Below are 20,520 nucleotides of genomic sequence, written 5' to 3' on the forward strand. Positions count from 1 at the left end.
TGCTCGCCGAGCCCGGTACGGCCTGGGGCTGCGGCGTCAGAGGGGGTCGACGTCCAGGAAGGCCTGGAGGACGGCCTCTCCGCCGCCGGGGGTGCCGGGCAGGGCCAGTTCCGCCCAGATGACCTTGCCCTCGGGCGTGTAGCGGGTGCCCCAGTGCTCGCTGAGCTGCGCCACCAGGAACAGTCCGCGTCCGCCCTCGTCGGTGGTGGCGGCGTAGCGCAGGTGGGGGGCCGTGCTGCTGCCGTCCCAGACCTCGCAGGTCAGGTTGTGGTCGCGCAGGAGCCGGACCCGCACCGGCTCGCTCCCGTGCCGCAACGCGTTCGTGATCAGCTCGCTGAGGATCAGTTCCGCCGCGAAGCCGAGCTCGCCCAGGTCCCATTCGTCGAGCTTCTTGGCGGCGACGCTGCGCATGGCACCGACCGCGCTCGGCTCGAAGGGCACGTCCCACTGGGCGACCCGGTCCGGGCCGAGGGTCCGGGTGCGCGCGATGAGCAGGGCCACGTCGTCGGTCGGCCGGGCCGGGAGCATCATGTCGAGCACGGCCCGGCAGCTGTCGTGGGGGTCGCGGTCGGCGTGGCTCAGGGCCGCGCGGAGCAGTTCCAGGCCCTCGCCGATGTCACGGGTGCGTTCCTCCACCAGCCCGTCGGTGTAGAGGACCAGCTGGCTGCCCTCGGCCAGCTCCACTTCCGCCGTCTCGAACGGCATGCCGCCCAGCCCCAGCGGGGGGCCGGCGGGCAGTTCGACGATGCGGGTGCTGCCGTCCGGTGCGACCACGAGCGGCGGCAGGTGTCCGGCGCGGGCCATCGTGCAGCGCTGGGAGACCGGGTCGTAGACGGCGTACAGGCAGGTGGCGCCCAGGACGCCGCCGCCGTCCGTGTCGTCGGTGTCGCCGTTGTGGTCGTGGTCGATGCGCTGTACGAGGTCGTCCAGGCGGGCGAGGATCTCGTCGGGCGGCAGGTCGAGGGAGGAGAAGTTGTGGACGGCGGTGCGCAGCCGGCCCATGGTGGCGGCGGCGTGCAGGCCGTGTCCGACGACGTCGCCGACGACCAGGGCGACCCGGCTGCCGGGGAGCGGGATCACGTCGAACCAGTCGCCGCCGACCCCCGACTGTGCGGGCAGGTAGAAGTGCGCGACGTCCATGGCGCTCTGTTCGGGCAGGGCGCGCGGCAGCAGGCTGCGCTGGAGCGTGACGGCGAGGGCGTGCTCGCGGGTGTAGCGCCGGGCGTTGTCCATGCTGACCGCCGCGCGGGCGACGAGTTCCTCGGCGAGGGACAGCTCGTCCTCGTCGAAGGGCTCCTGCTTCTGCGACCGCCAGAAGTTGACCACGCCGAGGACGACGCCCCGGGCCATGAGGGGGGCCGCGATGAGCGAGTGGATGCCGTAGTCGACGATGGCGCGGGCGCGGGGCGGGTCCTGGGCCTGCCAGCCGGGTGCCTGCGACAGGTCGGGGACGAGTTCCGCCCGGCCGGTGCCGTAGCCGCGGGCCTGCGGGGTGGACGGCAGGAAGTCGATCAGCCGGCCGACGGGGTACAGGGGGTGGTCGGAGCGGATGCCGCTGATCGCGGTGCGCCGCATGTCGGCTCCCGGCGCGGGCTCGTCGCCGTCGATGACCTGGTCGGCGAGGTCGACGGTGACGAAGTCCGCGAAGCGGGGTACGGCGACGGCGGCGAGTTCCTCGGCGGTGCGGACCACGTCGAGGGTGGTGCCGATGTCACCGCCGGCGTCGTACAGCAGTTTGAGGCGCCTGCGGGCGGTCTCGGCCCGGGTGGTGAGGATCTGCATCTCGGTGGAGTCGCGGATGGTGACCGCCGCGCCCTCGGGACGGCCGCGGGGGTGGGTCGGCCGCTGGTTGACGACGAGCAGGCGGTCGCCGGAGCCGATCACCTCGTCGGTGGCCTCGCGGCCGGAGAGCAGCAGGTCGGCCATGCGGCGTTCGAGGCCGGGAACGTCGCCGATGTGGCGGCCCTCCGCGTCCTCGGGCAGGCCGAGGAGGCGCTTGGCCTCGTCGTTGGCCAGGAGCAGCTGGCCGTCGCCGTCGGTGATCAGGACGCCTTCGCGGACGGCGTGGAGCACCGCGTCGTGGTGCTCGTACATGCGGGTCATCTCCTGCGTGCCGAGCCCGTGGGTCTGGCGGCGCAGGCGTCTGCTGATCAGCCAGGTGCCCACGGTGGCGAGGGCCATGCCGGTGGCGATGGCCAGGAGGATGACCGGGAGCTGGCGGTCGACGACGCCGGTGACGTTCTTGACCGTCAGACCCGCCGAGACGAGGGCGACGACCTTGCCGTCGGCGTCCTTGACCGGGACCACCGCCTGGATCTCCTTGCCGAGCGGGCCCTGGACGCTCTCGGTCAGGACGTTCCCGGCGAGGGAGGGTTTGATCGTTCCGACGAATCGTTTCCCGATGCGGTCCGGCTGGGGGTGCGTGTAGCGGATGCCGTTGGTGTCCATCACCACGATGAAGTCGACGCCGGCGGCCTTGCGCGTCTCCTCGGTGAGGGGCTGCAGGAGCGCGGAGGGGTCGGAGGTCTTCAGCGCGGGCTGGAGGCCGATGGAGCGCGCGAAGGTCTCGGCGACGGACACCGACCGGTTGCGTGCCTCGCGGTCGATGTCGTGCCGCGACTGGAGCACGAGGGCCAGGAGTGCTCCGGCTGCGAGCAACACCACGATCGCCACCTGGAGGACGAATACCTGGCCGGCGACGCTCCTGAAGCGGTTGCCTAGGGGTGACCGCACCGACGTGCCCGGCACGGGTGGCGAGGAATGGTCACGAACCCAGTTGTAGCACTTCCGGGCCTCCATGGCTCCCGGCATGCACAATTCGCGTCGGGAGTGTCACGCCTCGTCCCGTGCCGCCGTCACGACGAGCCGGGTGCGGCCGCGGCGCTGACGTGGCCGGCGGTGGTGCCGGACGGTGCGGGCGCGGTCTGCCCCGTGGGGGCCGGCGGCTGCGCTCCCCCGGGGGTCTCCGGGGTGCAGACGACCTCGTCGCGCGGGGTGTAGTGGGTCTTGAACTCCTCGTTGCGGACTTCCTTGCCGCCCTGGACGAAGACCCGGCCGACGGTCACGTCGAAGCCTTCGAGGGGGGTCTGGACCTCGCAGGCGGGTCCGGTACCGGTGCGCTTCGCGGGCGGGGTGATGTTGCTGCGGGGGCCCTTGGTCGCGCGTATCTCGTCGTACTTCTTCGTCCCCAGGAGGGTGATGGTCAGCGAGGTGTCGGTGGACCGGGCCTGTACGTAGACGGGGTGGCCGGAGTCGTTGAGCCAGCGCAGGTCCAGGGTGCCCCAGGCGACGGTGGCCTCGCGGCCCTCGGGGTAGCGCTCGATGTAGAAGGAGTGGGCGCCGTGCTCCAGGGGCTTGAGACCCGCGAAGAAGACGGCGTTGTACATGGTCGTGGCGACCGCGGAGACGCCGCCGCCGGGCGACTTCACGTACTGGCCGTCATTGATCATGATGCCGTCGACGAAGCCGTTCTCCTTGGTGCGCTCGCCGACCGTGCGGTTGAAGCTCCACTCCTTGCCCGGCTGGACCACCGAGCCGTTGATCAGCTCCACGGCGCGGCCGATGTTGGTGCTGCGGTAGGGGGCGGCGGGGAACTCGACGGTGAAGGAGGAGAGCTTCTCCTTGATGCCGAGCCGGGCCGCCTCGCTCGTCAGCTCCGGCTGGACGGCGACCGTGGCGACCTCGCCGCTGCGGGCGGCGCCCGTACGGGTCAGGAGCGGCAGCACCGCCTTGCCGAGCGCGTCCTCGGTGACCTTGCGTCCCGCACGGCTCTGCTGGGCCAGGACCACGGTGCCGTCGGGGCCCACGCGGGGTGCGGCGTCCAGCGGCGGGCGGCTGACCTCCTCGATCGGCCGGGCCACTGCGGGGTCGGCGAGCAGGCCCTTGGAGTCGAGGGCGGGCACGAGACGGCCCTCGGCGTCGGCCCGCATCTTCAGGTGCGCGCCGAGCACGGCGGGGGTGATCGACAGGTTCTTCCCGGCGACGGTGAGCGCGACGGGCCCCGACATGGCGGGCTGCGCGAACTGCTTCATGGCCCGGCCGGTCTCCTCGGCTCCGACGACCGGCTCGGTGCGCTCGACCGGCAGCACGACCGGGGACGTGTCCGTGCGCAGGTAGGAGTCGCGGAGGGTGTCGAGGGCCCGGTCCTGGACGAGGGTGACGCCGGTGAGGGGGGTCACGGCCTTCGCGGCGCCCTTCTCGAAGGCGATGGCGCCGTCGCGGGGCCCGCGGGCGGTGGCCTCGGCGATGCGGGCCACCTCGGCCCGGCCCTTCTTCTCGTCCGAGCGGACCACGGGTTCGACGTCGCGGTCGCCGGAGGCGAAGAGGCCGCCGATGACGGTGACGGGGTCGTAGCCCTTGCGCACGGCGCGGTCGGCGGTCGCCCCGGCATCGAGCGACAGCCCGAGCGCGGCGGGATCGGCCTTCTCGACGCGGTCGCCGATCTTCAGGGCGACGGGGGCCGCGGCGGCGGGTCCGAGCCCGCTGTCCAGCGCCCGGCGGGCCTGCGCGGCGGTCATTCCGCCGATGTCGACGCCGCGCACACGGGTGCCCTGGTCGATGTCGCCGCCGGCCACCAGTCCGGTGACGTAGAGGCCGCCCAGCCCGAGGACGACGGCTCCGCCCGCCACCATCGGCAGGGCCATCCGCCGGTTGCCCGTCCAGCCGCGCACGCGTCCCATGTCACTCCCAGTGGCGCCGACCGTCCCGGGCGGCGCGGGCCGCGACTCGCACGGCCCATAGACGACAGTTCCGGGAATCATGATTCACCCAAAAGGGCAAATAAGGGAAGAATGTAACCGTTCTCACGATGCCGGGGCGGTGGGAATCCGAGGCCCGCCCGCCGCCGGGTCTGGCCGTCCGGGGCGGGCTCCGGCACCCGCTCCGACCGGCAACTCGGCTGCTCAGCAGGCGCGTTGCCCTCTTCGGATCATCGGGATAGATTTCCGGGAACTGTTTCCATCCGAGGCGGGGCAGGCGACGACGTGTTAGAGCTGACGGGGAGCGGGGCCGAGCCGCTGGAGGCGGAGGACCCTCTCCGGATCGGGCCCATCCCGCTGGCGGGGCGGCTCGGGGCCGGCGGCATGGGCCGGGTGTACCTCGGCGTCCAGGACGGCCGGTACGTCGCCGTCAAGCAGCTCCTGGCCTCCGTCGTCGGCGAGGACGAGGACTTCCTGCGCCGTTTCGGGCACGAGCTGGACAATCTCGCCCGGCTGCCCGCAGACGCCACCGCGCCCCTCCTGGCCAGCGACCGCGAGGCGAAGCCGCCGTGGTTCGCCACCGCCTACATCCCCGGGATCACCCTGCGGGAAGCCATCGCGCTGCACGGCGGCCCCCTGCCCGGGGACGCGCTGTGGCTGCTGCTGCGGGAGGCGGCGGCCGGCCTGACGGCGGTCCACGCGCTGGGCATGGTGCACCGCGACCTCAAGCCCTCGAACGTCATGCTGACCCTGGACGGGTTGACCCTCATCGACTTCGGTGTCGCCCGGGCCGCCGAGCAGAGCATGCTGACCAGGACCGGCATGGTCGTGGGCACGCCCGCCTACATGGCCCCCGAGCAGGCCTCGGGCAAGCGCCGGCTCAGCGGAGCCACCGACGTGTTCGCGCTGGGGTCGGTACTGGCGTACGCGGCGTGCGGGCAGCCGCCCTTCGGGGAGGAGTCGGGGCACGGCGTGCTGTACCGCATCGTCCACGAGGAGCCCGCTCTGGAGCCCCTGCGGGAGGCGGACCCGGAGCTGGCCGACCTGGTGGAGGCCTGCCTCGCGAAGGATCCGGACGATCGGCCGACCGCGCCGGAACTCCTGGAGCGCGCCTCCCTGCACGGCCCGTTCACGCAGCCGCTGTGGCCCCCGGCCGTCGACGAGCGCCTGACCGAACGGGCCGCCTTCGCCGCGGACGTCCAGGACATCGACGTGCCCACGCTCCCGCTGGTTGGCGGAAAGCCGGATCCGGGAGCCGCGGCCGGCGGGGAGGGGGACCCGCGCGGCGGCCCCGCGCCCGCCGTCGCGGCCGCGCCGGACGGACCCGGGCGTCCGGAGCGGCGCGAGCGCCGCCGCCGCACCCGTGCGCTCCTCGCCGTCATCCCCGTCGTGGTGGTCTCCGGCGGCACGACGCTCGCCATCCAGTACCTGCCGCACACGTCCTCGCCGCGGGCCGAGGCGCAGAACACCCCGGCCGCTCCCCCCACGCAGCGGCGGCCCCGCCGCTGCCGCCGCCGGCGATCCGTCCGGTACGGCCCCTGCCGCACCGCCGCCCGCCCCCGACCCGGGTCAGCCGCAGGGCGCCACGGGTACCGCACCGGTCACGGCGGGCGGCGGCGGGACCGGCCCCGGCACCGGTCCCGGGGGCGGCTCCCCGCCCGGTTCGGGCGCCTCGGGCGGCTCCGCGACCGGAGGCGGCGGCAACGGCGGCGGCTCGCGCCCGTCCGCCGGGGGCACCTCGACGGCGCCCACCAAGGCTCCGGCACAACCCCCCTCGCCCCCGGACTCCGGCACCTACCGCTACCGCAACGGCAACAACGGCGCGTGCATCACCCAGGTCTTCGGCTCCTCGGACTCCGGCGACTGTGCGAGCGGCTCCGCCCGCTGGACCGTCCGGAGCAGGTCGGACGGCAGCTTCAAGCTCGTCAACCAGCAGAGCGGGAGCTGCCTCTACTCCAACGGCCTCGGCCAGGCCGTCTTCGTCGGCGACTGCGCCCAGGACATCGGCCGGACATGGCGCGCGGGTCCGGACGGCGCCCTCCGCAGCGACCTCGGCGGCGGCTGCCTCGACCTCGGCATGGCCAGCGGCCTGGTGACCAGTACGTGCGGCGGGAAGGCGTCCCAGCGCTGGACGAAGCAGGGGTGAGGGCGTCGCGTCGGGTGTCGGACCCGACGCGCCCGTGAGGGCGGCCGGTGGCTCGGCAAGATCGGCGGGATGGCACACTGGCCGACCGTACGGCGAACCGAGAGGGCGGACACCATCGTGCGACGGCAACGGGGGCGCACCGCCCCGACCTCCCTGGTCGTGGCGGCACTGATGGCGACGGCCACCGCCTGCGGCACCGCGCTGCAGGACCTCGGCCCGCTGCCCCCGCGCTTCTCGGGTCCGCCGCTGCCCGCGGACACGGCGGTGTCGGAGCTGACGTCGGCCCTCGCGGCGGAGGGCGTCACGGTGGCGCGGCAGCCCTCGAACGCCCCCGGCCGGTGCATCGAACGGCTGTCGGGCCAGCACGCCCGGGAGAGCGTGGACTCCGCACTCAAGGCGGCGTTCGCCCGGGCCCGTACCGAGTACGGCTGGCAGGCCGGCCCCGACATGGGCAGTGGCACGCTGACCCTCACGAAGGGCAACTGGACCGTCCTGGCGACCTACCCGGCCCCGGAACCCGCGCAAGGTCTTCCGGCGATGGTGGTGATGTCCCTGACCTGCCTGGACGCCGGCGTCTCCACCACCGGCCCGACGCTCGACCCCGCTGCGGCGCCGTCCCGGACCCCGTGATCGAAACCCCTCGCGCCGACCATCGAACGTATGTACTCTGAGCGCGACAATCCTGATCACGTTCAAAAATGAAAATGGGGGGCCGGTGCGTAATCGCCGACTCATGCTGTCCACCGCCGCGATCGTCGCGGCCGGTGTCGCGCTCGTACCGGGGGTCGCCGACGCGGCGGGTCCCGAGGGGGCGAAGGGGGCGACCGGTCCGGGGGTGGCCGTTCCCGACCTCGACCTGAACACGACCGAGGCGTACCGGTCCGAGACCTCGTCCAGCCCCGCGGCCAAGACGGTCCACCCGGCCACCGCGGGCGGCTCGAAGTCCGCTCCGCGCGCCAACGCCGCGGCTGCCGTCGATCCGACGGTCGGCCTCGAAGCCACCACCACCAGCGCCCACGGCGTGGAGCTGAAGCTGGCCGTGTCCAGCGACCCCGGCACCGCGCTCGGCGTGCGCGTCGAGTGGGGCGACGGCACCGAGATCCAGGCGGGCGCCAACGGCCCGACCGACCTGACGGAGTACCACACCTACACCAAGGCCGGCGTCTACACCGTCAAGGTCAGCCTGATCGACAGCGGCGACGGCAGTGTCCGCGGCACCAACCAGACCGTCATCCGGACGGCGGGCAACGAGTTCACCCCGCACGCCCCGACCCGTCTGCTCGACACCCGCGACGGCACCGGTGCGCCCCGCGTCAAGGTGCCCGCCTTCGGCACCTCCCGGGTCCGGGTCGGCGGCGCCGCGCAGATCCCCGCCGACGCGACCGCCGTGGTCCTGAACGTCACCGTCACCAACCCCGCCAAGGCCGGGCACGTCCGCGTGTACGCCGACGGCGGCGCCCTGCCGACCACGTCGAACGTCAACTACGCCCCGGGCCAGACCGTCCCGAACATGGTCATCGCGTCGGTCGGCAGCAACGGCTTCGTCAACATCTACAACAGCGGCGACGGTGCGATCGACCTCGTCGTCGACGTGACCGGCTACTTCTCCAAGTCGGCCGCCAGCGGCTACACCTCGCTCACCCCGAGCCGCGTCGTGGACACCCGCGAGGGCCTCGGCACCGGCCGGGGCATGGTCCCCGGCCAGAGCAGCTTCAGCACGCAGATCCACGGCCGCGGGGGCGTCCCGGCGAGCGCCAAGGCCGTCGCGCTCAACGTGACCGTCACCGAACCGAAGAACGACGGCCACCTGACCGTCTACCCCTCCGGCGGTTCGGCCCCGACGGCCTCGAACGTGAACTTCACGACGGGCCAGACCATCGCCAACTCGGTCATCGTGCCCATCGGGGCGGACGGAAAGATCAGCATCCGCAACGGCGCCTGGGCCGGAACCCACGTGGTCGTCGACGTCGTCGGCTACTACAGCCCGGACAGCGGGGCCGCTCTGATCCGCACCACGCCCTCGCGCTGGTTCGACACCCGCGAGTGGGACGGCCCGCTCGACGGCCGCGCCTACATCTACGGCGAGGTCATGGACGGGGACCCGAACGTCACCGCCCTCATCACCAACGCCACCGTCACCAACACGGTCGGCACGGGCTTCCTGACCGTCTCCCCGGACCCGAACTCCTGGGCGGCCTACGAGGGCGGCTGGGCGAGCGACCCGACCCCGCCGAACTCCTCCAACCTGAACTGGACGAAGGGCAAGACCGTCCCGAACCTGGTCCAGGCGAGCTCCGGCCCGTACAACCTGATCGACTTCTGGAACATGGGCTGGCAGCCCACCGACCTGGTCGTCGACACGTTCGGTTTCTACGCCAAGAACTGACCCGCGAACCGCCCCGCCGGCGCACACCACGCCGGCGGGGCGCCGCCGTGTCGGCCCGCCCTCCCGCGACCGCCCTACACGGGCAGGGGCGGGAGGGCGGCCTCGTAGAGCCAGGCCGAGTAGAGCTCGTCCAGCGGGTCGTTCGTGTAGCGGGCGGCATGGGTGGTGAAGGCGGCGGTGCTGACCACGCCGTGACGGTGCACCGTGGCCCAGTCGCGCAGCATGCGGAAGAAGGCCTCGTCGCCGAGGGCGCGGCGGATCGCGTGGACGGCGAGGCCGCCGCGCTGGTACAGGCGGTCGTCGAACATCAGCTTGCGGCCCGGGTCGACCAGCCGCAGGTCCTGCGGCCGGGCGGTCAGCGAGCGGTGCGCGGCGGCGGCCTGCTCGTGCGCGGTGCGGCCGCCGGAGCGCTCCGACCACAGCCATTCGGCGTACTTCGCGAAGCCCTCGTTCAGCCAGATGTGGCGCCAGTCGGCGATGGTGACGCTGTTGCCGAACCACTGGTGGGCGAGCTCGTGGGCGATGAGGCGCTCGGAGCCGCGTACGCCGTCGACGTGGTTGGCCCCGAAGAGGGAGAGCCCCTGCGCCTCGACCGGTACGTCCAATTCCTCGTCGGCGACGACCACCGCGTACTCACCGAAGGGGTACGGGCCGAAGAGCTCCTCGAAGAGCTGCATCATGGCGGGCTGGCGGGCGAAGTCCCGCGCGAACCGCGGGAGCAGGTGGGCGGGCACGTGGGCGCTCTGTGTCACGCCGCCGAGCCCGGGGTCGCCCAGGAGCACCGTCTGGTACATGCCGATGGACAGGCCGACCAGATAGCTGGAGGTCGGGGCGGGCTGCTCGTACACCCAGGTGGTGGTGCTGGCGCGGGTGGTGCGGGTCAGGAGCCGGCCGCCGGCCACGACCGTGTAGGCGGACGGCGTGTTGACGGAGATCTGGTACGAGGCCTTGTCGGCGGGGCGGTCGTTGCACGGGTACCAGGAGGGGGCGCCGACGGGCTGGCTGGCCACGAGGGCGCCGTCGGTCAGTTCCTCCCATCCCAGGCCTCCCCAGGGGCTGCGCACCGGTTTGGGGTTGCCCGACCACTGCACGTCGACGGTGAAGGCGGCTCCGGCCGGCAGCGGCTTGGCCGGCCGGATGCGGAGCCTGCCGCCGCGATGGGTGTACTGCGGGGCCCGCCCGTTGACGAGGACGCGGCCTATCTTGAAGTCGGCCAGGTTCAGGTGGAACTCGGTGAGCGGCGCCCGGCCGGCGATCGCGCTGAGGCGGCCCGTTCCGGCCAGCCGGTTGGGGGCGGGCCGGTAGTCCAGGGCGATCTCGTACCGGTGCACGCGGTAGCGGGCGTCCCCGTTGGCCGGAAAGTACGGGTCCGATACCTCTGTGGTCTGGCCGCTCACTGCCGCTTCCGCTCCCTGCGCCGTGCTCGTACGACGTGCTGGTGTGCCCCTGCCGTGCCCGCCGCCGCTCCCTTCCCGGCCGGCGCGCCGCCACTCCTCAGGACCGCCACGCCTCGATCGGGTTCCCCAGCCAGCGGGTGTCGTCGGGTACTGACTCCCCGGCCATCACGAGGGAGGCGGGGCCCAGGGTGCTGCGCGCCCCGACCGTGCTGCCGGGCAGGACGATTCCGCCCGGGCCCAGGGTGGCGCCCTCGCGGAGGATCACAGTATCCGTCCTCAAGATCCGGTCGTGGAAGAGGTGCGTCTGCAACACACAGCCGCGGTTCACGCTGACCCCGTCGCCCAGCGTGACCAGGTCGGTCTCGGGCAGCCAGTAGCTCTCGCACCACACGCCGCGGCCGATCCGGGCGCCGAGCCCGCGCAGCCACAGGGACATCAGCGGGGTACCGGGGACCGATCCGGCCAGCCAGGGCACGGCGAGCACTTCGACGAAGGTGTCGGCGAGCTCGTTGCGCCAGACGAAGCCGCTCCACAGCGGGTGCTCGCCCGGCCGGTGCCGGCCCACCAGGAGCCACTTCGCGGTGACCGCGACGCAGCACGCGGCCGTTCCGGCGGCCAGCAGGACGGCCCCGGACAGCAGCGCGGCGCCGACGGCGCCCACGCCGCTCCACGCGGTCAGCGCGCACAGGGCCGCCACGGTCAGCACGGCCAGCGCCGCCGAGCAGAAGACGGGCAGGAGCCGGCACAGCTCCACCAGGCCGCGGGCCCACAGCAGGTGCGCGGGCGGCTCGTACGTGCGGCTGTGGTCGGAGGCAGCGGCGGACCGGGGCAGTTTGACGGGGGGCAGGCCCAGGTAGGAGCTGCCCTTCTTCGCCTTCTTCGGGGCGGCGGACAGTACGCCGACGAGCCCGTCGTCCGGGACGGTACGGCCGGGGGCGGCCATGCCGGAGTTGCCGAGGAAGGCCCGTCGGCCGATCGCGGAGTGCCCGATCCGCACCCAGCCGCCGCCCAGTTCGAAGGGGGCGGTGAGGGTGTCGTCGGCGAGGAACGCGCCCTCGCCGACGGTGGTGAGGCTGGGCAGCGCCAGTACGGTGGAGACCTCGGCCCCCCGGCCGATCTTCATGCCGAGCAGGCGCAGCCAGACCGGTGTGACCAGCCCGGCGTAGAGCGGGAAGAGGGTCTCGCGGGCGAGGTCCATGAGCTGCGTGACGGTCCAGGCCTGCCAGCCGGTCCGGCTGTGCGTCGGGTGGGTCCCGGCGCGCAGGCCGATGCTCAGCAGGCGTACGGCGGCCAGCAGCAGCAGCGCGTAGGCCAGGCCGAAGGCGAGCGCTGCGGGCACCACGGCGACCAGGGCGCCGCGCAGCGCTGCGGCCAGTCCGGCGTCCGCTGGGACGAACCGGCTCACCACGAGCAGGGCCGGCACGGTGGCGAGGACGGGCAGCACCATGAGGCAGAAGCCGGTGGCCCCGTACATGGCGCGCCAGTGGACCGCGCGCGGCGGGCGTCCGTCGGGCCAGTTCCGTTTGGCCTTGCCGAGCTTGGCGGCCGGCGCGCCGGCCCAGCGCTGGCCGGTCGGGACGGTCCCGACGACGGCTGAGCCGGGGGCCACCTCGGCCCGCTTGCCGATCCGGGCTCCGGGGAAGAGCACGCTGCGGGTGCCGACGACCGCGCCCGCCCCGATCCGCACGGGGCCGATCTCGATCCGGTCCCCGTCGAGCCAGTGCCCGGAGAGGTCGACCTCGGCCTCCACGGCGCAGCCGCGGCCGAGCTTGAGCATGCCGGTGACGGGGGGCAGCGCGTACAGGTCCACCTCGGGGCCGACCTTGGCGCCGAGGGCGCGGGCGTAGCGTTCCAGCCAGGATCCGGTCAGGGAGGTCGCGCCCGCGTAGGCGGCGAGCCGTTCGGCGGTCCAGAGCCTGAGGTGCACGCTGCCGCCGCGCGGGTACCGTCCGGCCTTGACGCCGCGCAGGAGCAGGCGGGCGCCGCCGGCGGAGATGGCGAGGCGCCCCGGGGGGCTGAAGAGGAGCAGGGCTCCGGCGGCGACGAGCCACCAGGAAGCGGTCGGCGCCCACGGGTACGGCCCGAACCGGTGCAGTACGTTGCCGAGGGCCAGCAGTGCGACGGTCCAGCGCAGGCCGAGGACGGTGAGCAGCGGCAGGAGCAGGAGGCACTGGAGGATCTGGGAGCGCAGCGGGACGGGTGCGACGGGGCGGGCTTCGGCCTCGTCCGGTACGGACTTCTCCAGGCGGCGGGCGAGCTTGCGCAGGGTGGGCTGCTGGTAGATGTCGAGTACGGCGGCGCCGGGGTAGCGGGTGCGCAGCCGGGTGGTGAGCTGGGCGGCGGCGATGCTGTTGCCGCCGATCGCGAAGAAGTCGTCGGTGGCGCTGGTGACGGCGGCGCCGAGGATCTCGCGCCACTGCTCGGCGAGCCAGGCCTCGGTGCCGTGGAGTTCTTCGGCGGGTCCGGCGGTCTCCAGGTCGGGCAGCGGCCAGGGCAGCGCGTCGCGGTCCACTTTGCCGGAGGTGCGGGTGGGCAGCTCGGTGACGGGGGCGAGGAGGGGCACGAGGGCAGCGGGCAGCTCGGCGCGCAGGCGCTCGACGGCCGCGGAGCGGTCCCAGCCGTCCTGGGTGACGAGGTAGCCGACGAGCAGCTGGTTGCCGCTGCGTGCGGTGCGGACGGCGGCCGCGGCGCCCGCCACGAGCGGCAGGGCCTGGAGGGCGGCGTCGACCTCGCCGAGTTCGATGCGGCGGCCGCCGAGTTTGATCTGCTCGTCGGCGCGGCCGAGGAAGACGAGTCCTTCGGGCTCCGCGCGGACGAGGTCGCCGCTGCGGTAGGCGCGCTGCCAGCCGAGGGAGTCGAGGGGGGCGTACTTCTCGGCGTCCTTGTCGGGGTCGAGGTAGCGGGCGAGGCCGACGCCTCCGATGACGAGTTCGCCGCTGCCGCCCATCGGGACCGGGTCTCCGGCCCCGTCGACCACGGCGAGTTCCCATCCATTGAGCGGGAGGCCGATGCGGACGGGGTCCCCGCCGGTCAGGAGTGCGGCGCAGGCGACAACGGTGGCCTCGGTGGGGCCGTAGGTGTTCCAGACCTCACGGCCCTCGGTGACCAGCCGCTGGGTCAGCTCGGGCGGGCAGGCCTCGCCGCCGAAGACGAGCAGCCGGACCTCGCCGAGCGCCTCGGGTTCCCAGAGGGCGGCCAGGGTGGGGACCGTGGAAACCACGGTGATCTCCTGTTCGACCAGCCAGGGGCCGAGGTCGGCGCCGCTGCGGACCAGGCTGCGCGGGACGGGCACGAGGCAGGCGCCGTGGCGCCAGGCCAGCCACATCTCCTCGCAGGAGGCGTCGAAGGCGACGGACAGGCCGGCCATGACCCGGTCGCCCGGGCCGATGGGTTCCTCGGCGAGGAAGAGCGCGGCTTCGGCGTCGACGAAGGCGGCGGCGCTGCGGTGGGTGACGGCGACGCCCTTGGGCTTGCCGGTGGAGCCCGAGGTGAAGATGATCCACGCGTCGTCGTCGGGGCCCGGGCGGGCGGAGCGCTCGCCGGTGGCGCCGGTACCCGTGCCGGTGGCGCCGGGGCCGGTGACCTCGATGTGCCGCCCGGCGCCCACCACCGCCCGTACGCCGGCTTCGCCGAAGACGAGGTCGGCCCGTTCGTCCGGGTCCTCGGCGTCGACGGGCACGTAGGCGGCGCCCGCGGTGAGGACGGCGAGGATCGCCACGTACAGCTCGTTGGTGCCGGAGGGGACGCGTACGCCCACCCGGTCGCCCACGCCGATCCCGGCGGCGGCGAGGGCCCGGCGGCCGCGGCCGACCTCGGCGGCCAGGGCGCGGTAGGTGAGGCGGGTGGAGCCGTCGTCGAGGGCCGGTTCGTCGGGATACGCCCGTACGGTGGCTTCGAGGACGTCGACGAGGGTGCGGGGCGGGGCGGCGGGCCCGGCGCGGAAGCGGGCCGCCTTGCCGGCCTCCTCGGTCGTCGGCGCTGCTCCGTCCGGGGCGTCGTGGGGGCCGCGGTCGTCGAGGAGAGCGAGTTCAGTGCGGTCGGGTGTGGCTGGCATCGGCCCTCGCGTGTCGTTCCGGCTGGTGGTCCGGTTCATCGGCTGAGACCTGATTCACCCTCTTTGTTCCGGTCTGTCGCCGAACAACCCACCAGCCTAGTGCGCGGTCAAGGATTTTCCCGTTGAAGCTTCGGGTGTGGCCGGTTGACGACGCTCTCGCGGCCGGCCGGGACCGCAGGTGTTCGGTTCGCGGTCCCGGTCCCCGTTCGCCTCCCGGTCAGGCCCCGGTCCGGTTCTCGACCGTGTAGCGGATCCGCGCCCACAGCGGCAGGGCGAACCAGCACAGGAGGTACCAGGCGAGCACCCCGGCCACGAGCCACGGCACCAGGGCGTCGTGGGTGGCCACCCGCAGGACGAGGAAGAGCGCCGACGTGCACGTGGCCAGCAGCAGCACGAGCCCGGCGAAGGTGAGCCGCGAGGCCCAGGCGACGGCCTCCGGCTTGATCTGCCGGCCGGAGACTATGCGGTGGAAGGCGACGGGCCCGATGAGCGCGCCGGTCGCCAGGGAGCCGAGCACGATGGTGACGATGTAGATGGTCCGGTCCGTCTGGGGGAGCTGGTGGAAGAGCGGCGTGAAGACCACCGTCAGGAGGAAACCGAAGAGGATCTGCACACCCGTCTGGGCGACGCGGATCTCCTGGATCAACTCCTGCCACTGGCGGTCGGCGCGCTCCTCGGGGCTCTCGTCGCGTCCCTCGGTGGTGCCGGTCATGCTCTCTCCCTGTTTTCGTGTGGCCCGGGGCGCCGCCGCCCCGGTGCACCTGCCGGAGTACTACTTCCCACCTTCGCCGGACCCGTCCGCGAAGGGGCTGTCGTCGAGGCGGGCCAGGAGGTCGGCCGGGTGCCGGTAGACGGCGCGCGCGCCGGCCTCCTCCAGGTCCCGCCGGGGGATCCCGCCGCTGAGCAGTCCCACGCAGGCGACACCGGCCCGCGTGGCGGCCTGCATGTCCCAGACGGTGTCGCCGACGAACACCGCGTCGCGCGCGTCCGCCCCGGCGAGTTCCAGGGCGTGGTGGACGGGGTCCGGGGCCGGCTTGCCCTCGCTGACGTCGTCCGAGCTCGCGGTGGCGGTGATGGCGTCGTCGGCGCCGATGGCGCCCCGCAGCGCGGTCAGCTCGGCCTCGCTGGCCGAGGTGACCAGGACGACCCGCCAGCCCCTGCGGTCGAGTGCGCGCAGCAGGTCGGCGGCGCGGTCGAGGTCGGGGAGCCGGTCGAACCAGGTGGCGTAGAGGGTGTCGTGCGCCGCGGTGAGCCGCTCGTCCCCGCTCCTGTCGCGGTCCTCCCCGAGCAGGTGGCCGAGGAGGTCCTCGCCCGGCAGGCCGATGGCGCGGTGGATGTCGTGCATCGCCACGTCGTGGCCTGCCTGCCGCAGCGCCTCCCACCAGCACGTGACGTGCAGGTGGTTGGTGTCGGCAAGGGTGCCGTCGACGTCGAACAGAGCAGCGCGGTGCATCGTTCGGCCTCCCTGTGGGTCGGTGGGCGGGACCGTGCGGGAACGCCGGGGCCCCCGCCTCGTACGGCGCCTACCCCCGGCGCCCGCGATCACTCGTACGGGCTACACGGGGTTTCGGCGGCGCGGGACGGGTAAGCGCCTGCCGTCAGCGCGCGGATCCCGGCCCGTCCGGCCGAGTCGAACAAGTGAGGTCCTCCGTGAACAATCCTCCGGCCGACCTGTGTGGCGGGGGTCCTCCTCCAGAGGCCCTCAAGCCCCCCACCATGGCCCACGGCCAGCTGCCCAAGGACCACACCCAGGCGATCCTGGAGGTCACCAAACACGTGGCGGCGCTGCTGAAGCAGTGCGGGCGGCCCTTCGCGCTGGCCGGCAGCGTGGCCGCGTTCGCCCACGGGGTCCCGGCGCGGTTCCAGCACGACACGGACTTCTGCATGCGGCGCGAGGACGCCGACGCGGCGATCCAGGCGCTGGAGGAGGGCGGCATCGAGATGCGCCGGGCGGCGGAGGACTGGCTGGTCAAGGGCCGCTCGGGAGGTGAGGAGATCGACCTGATCTTCGAGCTCGCCCGTCGGCCCGTCAGTACGGAGCTGCTGGAGCGGGCGCCGGTGAAGTCGGTGGACTCGGTGTGGATGCCGGTGCTGGCCCCCACCGACCTCATGGACAGCCGGCTCGCCGCCCTGTCCGAACACTACTGCGACCTCGGAGACCTGCTGCCGATGGCCCGGATGCTGCGCGAGCAGATCGACTGGGAGCGGCTGGACCGCGTCCACCGGGACTCCCCGCTGCCGGACGCCTTCCTGTACCTCCTCGACCGGCTCCGGGTCATCGACCGGGGAAAGGGGACGACCTCATGACGTCCGTGGAGAACCTCGATTACCGCGTCGAGCACCTGCGCGACCGTCTGGCCCGCGAGGACATCGCCGAGCTGGGCGTACGCGTGGAGGCGCGCGGCGCGTGGGTGATGGTCTGGGGCGTGGTCACCGACGCCGGTTCCCGGGAGGCCGTACTGCGGATCGCCGAGGAGGAGCTGCAGGGCGTGCCCTGGCACGAGGACCTGACCGTCCACCGGGTCGGACCGCCCGGGCCGGCGGAGGTGCTGTCGTGATCCGCATCGCGGCGGTCGGGGACATCCACCTCGGACCCGACAGCGCCGGCTCCCTGCGGCCCGCCTTCGACACGCTCGGTGACTGCGCGGACCTGCTGCTGCTCGCGGGCGACCTCACCCGGCACGGCACCCCGGAGGAGGCCCGGGTCGTGGCCGCCGAGGTCGCCGCCCTGCCCGTACCGGTGGTCGCCGTCCTCGGCAACCACGACTACCAGAGCGACCAGCCGGACCTCGTCGCCCGTGAGCTGGCCGCGGAGGGCGTCCACGTCCTGGAGGGGGACTGTGTCACCTTCGAGATCCGGGGCGTCACCGTGGGGGTCGCCGGGACGAAGGGCTTCGGCGGGGGGTTCGCGGGCCGCAGCGCCACGGAGTTCGGGGAACCGGAGATGAAGGCCTTCATCCGCTATTCGCGGGCGTGCGCGGACGGGCTCGGGCGGACCCTGCGCGAGCTGCGGGACCGGGGCAGCGGGCTCCGGGTGGCCCTCACGCACTTCTCTCCCGTGCCGGACACCCTGGCGGGGGAACCGCTGGAGATCTATCCCTTCCTCGGCAGCTATCTGCTGGCGGAGGCCATCGACGGGGCCGGGGCGGACCTCGCGGTGCACGGGCACGCCCATCTGGGCACGGAACACGGGATGACGGGCGGCGGGGTGCGCGTGCGCAACGTGGCCATGCCCGTCATCGACCGCGCCTTCGCCGTTTACCACCTCTCCCCCACGCCCTGATCACCGCCCGGGAGGCGTCGGAAGGGTCAGGGCGCCACGATCGGGTATATAACCGAACGGGAAACCCACGACGGCCCCGCTGCGTCTCGCGCAGCCCCCCGACCCGTCGGAGGAAACTGATGACTCCCCTGCCCCGCGACACCGCGGACCCCGTCCATACCGGGCCCCTGGTGGACACCATCGAGATTCCCGAGAACCCCCTGTCCGTCAGCACGGACGATGCCCGGAGCCTGTCCGTCGCGCTGTTCCACCGCCTGCGTTCCCTGGCCGAGGGCACCGCGGAGTACTCCTACGTCCGCAACACGCTGGTGGAGCTCAACCTGAGCCTGGTGAAGTACGCCGCCCGGCGCTTCCGCAACCGCAGCGAGCCCTTCGAGGACATCGTCCAGGTCGGCACGATCGGCCTGATCAAGGCCATCAACCGGTACGACGTGGAGCGCGGGGTCGAATTCGCCACCTTCGCCGTGCCGACGATCACCGGCGAGATGAAGCGCTTCTTCCGGGACACCAGCTGGTCGGTGAAGGTCCCGCGGCGCCTGCAGGAGCTGCGCCTGGACATGGCGAAGTCCTGTGACGCGATGGAGCAGGACCTCGGCCGCCGACCGACCGACCACGAACTCGCGGAGCACCTGGGGGTCAGCGACGACGCCCTGGCCGAAGGCCGGCAGGCCGCCAACTGCTACGTCGCGGAATCGCTGAGCACCTCTGTCGGCCAGGACTCGGACGGCGGCTCCCTGCCCCGTTCCCTGGGCACCGAGGAGGAGGCGTACCAGCGCATCGAGGACCTGGAGACGCTCAAGCCGCTCCTGACCGCGCTCGGTGAGCGCGACCGGCTGGTCCTCCAGCTGCGCTTCGGTGACGAACTCACCCAGTCGCAGATCGGCGAGCGCCTCGGCATCTCGCAGATGCACGTGTCCAGGCTGCTCAGCCGCATCATGACGAAGCTGCGCGCCGGGATGCTGGAGGACGCCGAGCACGACGAGGAGCGGACGCAGGAGGACGACACCGTCTAGGAGGGGTCCACGGGCCCCGGGCGCCGCCGACGGGGGAACCCGGGCGGGGGCTCTTCAGGAGACGGGCTGCGGTCCCCGGACGTCCGGGGACCGCGGTGGCGAATCGATCTCCGCCCACACGCACTTTCCGTCCGCGAGGGGCAGCGTGCCCCAGCGCCGGGCGATCCGTTCGACGATGAGCAGCCCGTAGCCGCCGGGGCGGGCGGGGTCCGGACGTGAGCGCGGAGCGGGGGCGGCGGGATCGCCGTCGGTGACCTCGACGCGCAGCCGGTCGTCCGTGCATTCCAGCAGCAGGGTGCGGGGGCCGCCCGCGTGCAGGCAGGCGTTGGCCACCACCTCGGAGACCAGCAGCAGGACGTCCTCCGCGTCGTCCCGGGCGCCCGGCATCCACTTCCAGTCGGTCAGGGCGTCACGAGTGAAGTCACGGCACCGGGTGACGACGTCGGTCATGCCCGTCAGCAGGAGGCTCCGCCTCCGGTCGAGCGGCCGTGGCTCCATGGCGCGCTCCTCCCTCACGCGTGCCGTGGCTCGGCCAGCGCGTGCGCCACGTCGGGGTGTACGGCGAAGATCCCGTCCGCACCGGTGATCCGGAACATCCGTGCCACGGGCGGGCGGAGCCCGGCCAGCGCGATGCTGCCGCCCTCCTCACGCAGCGAGAGCCGGCTGTGCAGGAGCACGTTCAGGCCCGTGGAATCGCAGAACCGCAGCTCGGAGAAGTCCACCAGCAGCCTGCGGGCGCCGCCGTCGACGGCTGCGGCGAGCGCGGCGCGCAGGGGCTCGGCCGTGTCGTGGTCCAGCTCTCCGGTCAGGGCGAAGACGAGTACGTCGCCCTCGGACCGCACCTCCACGGCGAATCGCTCACCGTTCGCCGGCGGGGCCATAGGGAACCACCTCTTCCCAGTGCGCAGGTACGTGAAGGCCATCGTGAAGGCCATCGTGAAGGCCATCGTCCTGCTGCCCTCCGCGCACCGCGACCGGTGGTCGGCCGCGTCCGCCGAGGTCGTTCCGGCGTCGCTTCGCCCGGTTCTGCACGGCGCCTACCCCTGCATCCGGGACGTCAATCCAGGGGGCGGGCCCCGGACCAAGGGCCCCGGGTCAGGCGCAGTCCGGGCACAGGCCGCGGTAGGTGATCTCGGCCCCGGCGACGGCGAACCCGAAGCGCTGGGCCGTCGGCAGCCCGGACAGGGGGTCGCCGTCCGGGCGGACGTCGCGGATGAGGCCGCAGCCGGAGCAGACCAGGTGCTGGTGGGGACGGTGGGCGTTGGGGTCGTAGCGCTTCGCCCGACCGTCGGTGGTGACCTCGACGACCTCTCCGAGGGCGACGAGCTCGCCGAGGGCGTTGTAGACGGTCGCCCGGGAGATCTCGGGCAGTCGCCGGACCGCGCGGGCGTGCACCTCGTCGGCGGTCAGGTGCACGTGGTCTCCGTCGAGGACCTCGGCGACGACCCGCCGCTGGGACGTCAGCCTCCAGCCGCGCGCCCGCAGCCGCTCCAGCAGGTCACTCATACCGGTTCCCCCATCAGGTTCCGCGGGTGCCTGCGGCG

The 20,520-nt window shown here is 73.3% G+C and carries 16 protein-coding genes; 7 read left to right on the top strand and 9 right to left on the bottom strand.

The annotated features are described in order from the left end of the window. Window positions 1–36 precede the first annotated feature (36 nt). Together AC2RP6_RS03685 and AC2RP6_RS03690 are read right to left on the bottom strand one after the other, a co-directional pair. A complete protein-coding gene (locus AC2RP6_RS03685; RefSeq protein ID WP_486444794.1) occupies window positions 37–2,673 on the bottom strand; it encodes a SpoIIE family protein phosphatase in 2,637 nt (878 codons plus the stop codon). Between the two features lie 182 nt (window positions 2,674–2,855). Further along, complete coding sequence (locus AC2RP6_RS03690; RefSeq protein ID WP_486444795.1) at window positions 2,856–4,679, bottom strand: VanW family protein; 1,824 nt, start codon at window positions 4,677–4,679, stop codon at window positions 2,856–2,858. Window positions 4,680–4,982: 303 nt separating this feature from the next. Between AC2RP6_RS03690 and AC2RP6_RS03695 the strand changes: the two genes are divergently transcribed. The 3 genes from AC2RP6_RS03695 to AC2RP6_RS03705 all read left to right on the top strand — a co-directional run bounded on the left by AC2RP6_RS03695 (window position 4,983) and on the right by AC2RP6_RS03705 (window position 9,229). After that, window positions 4,983–6,881, top strand: a complete 1,899-nt coding sequence (locus tag AC2RP6_RS03695) for a serine/threonine-protein kinase (RefSeq protein WP_486444796.1) — start codon at window positions 4,983–4,985, stop codon at window positions 6,879–6,881. 31 nt (window positions 6,882–6,912) lie between these two features. Continuing rightward, window positions 6,913–7,473 carry a hypothetical protein gene (locus AC2RP6_RS03700; RefSeq protein WP_486444797.1) on the top strand — a complete coding sequence of 187 codons (561 nt, stop codon included), beginning with the start codon at window positions 6,913–6,915 and terminating at the stop codon, window positions 7,471–7,473. Between the two features lie 103 nt (window positions 7,474–7,576). Continuing rightward, entirely contained in the window at window positions 7,577–9,229 is a 1,653-nt protein-coding gene (locus AC2RP6_RS03705) for a hypothetical protein (RefSeq protein ID WP_486444798.1), read from the top strand. Window positions 9,230–9,303: 74 nt separating this feature from the next. Here AC2RP6_RS03705 and AC2RP6_RS03710 read toward each other — a convergent pair whose 3' ends face one another. The 4 genes from AC2RP6_RS03710 to AC2RP6_RS03725 all read right to left on the bottom strand — a co-directional run bounded on the left by AC2RP6_RS03710 (window position 9,304) and on the right by AC2RP6_RS03725 (window position 16,133). Next, window positions 9,304–10,626 (bottom strand): M1 family metallopeptidase, encoded by a 1,323-nt coding sequence (locus tag AC2RP6_RS03710; RefSeq protein ID WP_486444799.1) that lies wholly within the window; start codon window positions 10,624–10,626, stop codon window positions 9,304–9,306. Window positions 10,627–10,723: 97 nt separating this feature from the next. Then, entirely contained in the window at window positions 10,724–14,680 is a 3,957-nt protein-coding gene (locus AC2RP6_RS03715) for a Pls/PosA family non-ribosomal peptide synthetase (RefSeq protein WP_486444800.1), read from the bottom strand. Window positions 14,681–14,897: 217 nt separating this feature from the next. Beyond that, a complete protein-coding gene (locus AC2RP6_RS03720) occupies window positions 14,898–15,392 on the bottom strand; it encodes a DUF6328 family protein (RefSeq protein ID WP_486444801.1) in 495 nt (164 codons plus the stop codon). A 60-nt stretch (window positions 15,393–15,452) separates the two neighbouring features. After that, window positions 15,453–16,133 carry an HAD family hydrolase gene (locus tag AC2RP6_RS03725; protein WP_486444802.1) on the bottom strand — a complete coding sequence of 227 codons (681 nt, stop codon included), beginning with the start codon at window positions 16,131–16,133 and terminating at the stop codon, window positions 15,453–15,455. 263 nt (window positions 16,134–16,396) lie between these two features. Here AC2RP6_RS03725 and AC2RP6_RS03730 point away from each other — a divergent pair, with 263 nt between their 5' ends. The 4 genes from AC2RP6_RS03730 to AC2RP6_RS03745 all read left to right on the top strand — a co-directional run bounded on the left by AC2RP6_RS03730 (window position 16,397) and on the right by AC2RP6_RS03745 (window position 18,976). After that, entirely contained in the window at window positions 16,397–16,987 is a 591-nt protein-coding gene (locus AC2RP6_RS03730) for a nucleotidyltransferase family protein (protein WP_486444803.1), read from the top strand. Beyond that, a complete protein-coding gene (locus AC2RP6_RS03735; protein ID WP_486444804.1) occupies window positions 16,984–17,238 on the top strand; it encodes a hypothetical protein in 255 nt (84 codons plus the stop codon). Before AC2RP6_RS03730 ends, AC2RP6_RS03735 begins: the two co-directional genes overlap by 4 nt. Continuing rightward, a complete protein-coding gene (locus tag AC2RP6_RS03740; protein ID WP_486444805.1) occupies window positions 17,235–17,963 on the top strand; it encodes a metallophosphoesterase family protein in 729 nt (242 codons plus the stop codon). The genes AC2RP6_RS03735 and AC2RP6_RS03740 overlap by 4 nt, the downstream gene beginning before the upstream one ends. A 119-nt stretch (window positions 17,964–18,082) precedes the next feature. Then, on the top strand, window positions 18,083–18,976 hold the full coding sequence (locus tag AC2RP6_RS03745; RefSeq protein WP_486444806.1) for a SigB/SigF/SigG family RNA polymerase sigma factor: 894 nt from the start codon (window positions 18,083–18,085) through the stop codon (window positions 18,974–18,976). A 54-nt stretch (window positions 18,977–19,030) separates the two neighbouring features. Here AC2RP6_RS03745 and AC2RP6_RS03750 read toward each other — a convergent pair whose 3' ends face one another. The 3 genes from AC2RP6_RS03750 to AC2RP6_RS03760 form a co-directional block, all read right to left on the bottom strand. Continuing rightward, complete coding sequence (locus tag AC2RP6_RS03750; protein ID WP_486444807.1) at window positions 19,031–19,474, bottom strand: ATP-binding protein; 444 nt, start codon at window positions 19,472–19,474, stop codon at window positions 19,031–19,033. Between the two features lie 14 nt (window positions 19,475–19,488). Then, window positions 19,489–19,923, bottom strand: coding sequence for an STAS domain-containing protein (locus AC2RP6_RS03755; RefSeq protein WP_486444808.1), 435 nt, complete (start codon window positions 19,921–19,923; stop codon window positions 19,489–19,491). A 148-nt stretch (window positions 19,924–20,071) separates the two neighbouring features. Next, entirely contained in the window at window positions 20,072–20,482 is a 411-nt protein-coding gene (locus AC2RP6_RS03760) for a Fur family transcriptional regulator (protein ID WP_486444809.1), read from the bottom strand. Between the last annotated feature and the right edge of the window lie 38 nt (window positions 20,483–20,520).

Source organism: Streptomyces sp. WAC03905 (assembly GCF_057371075.1).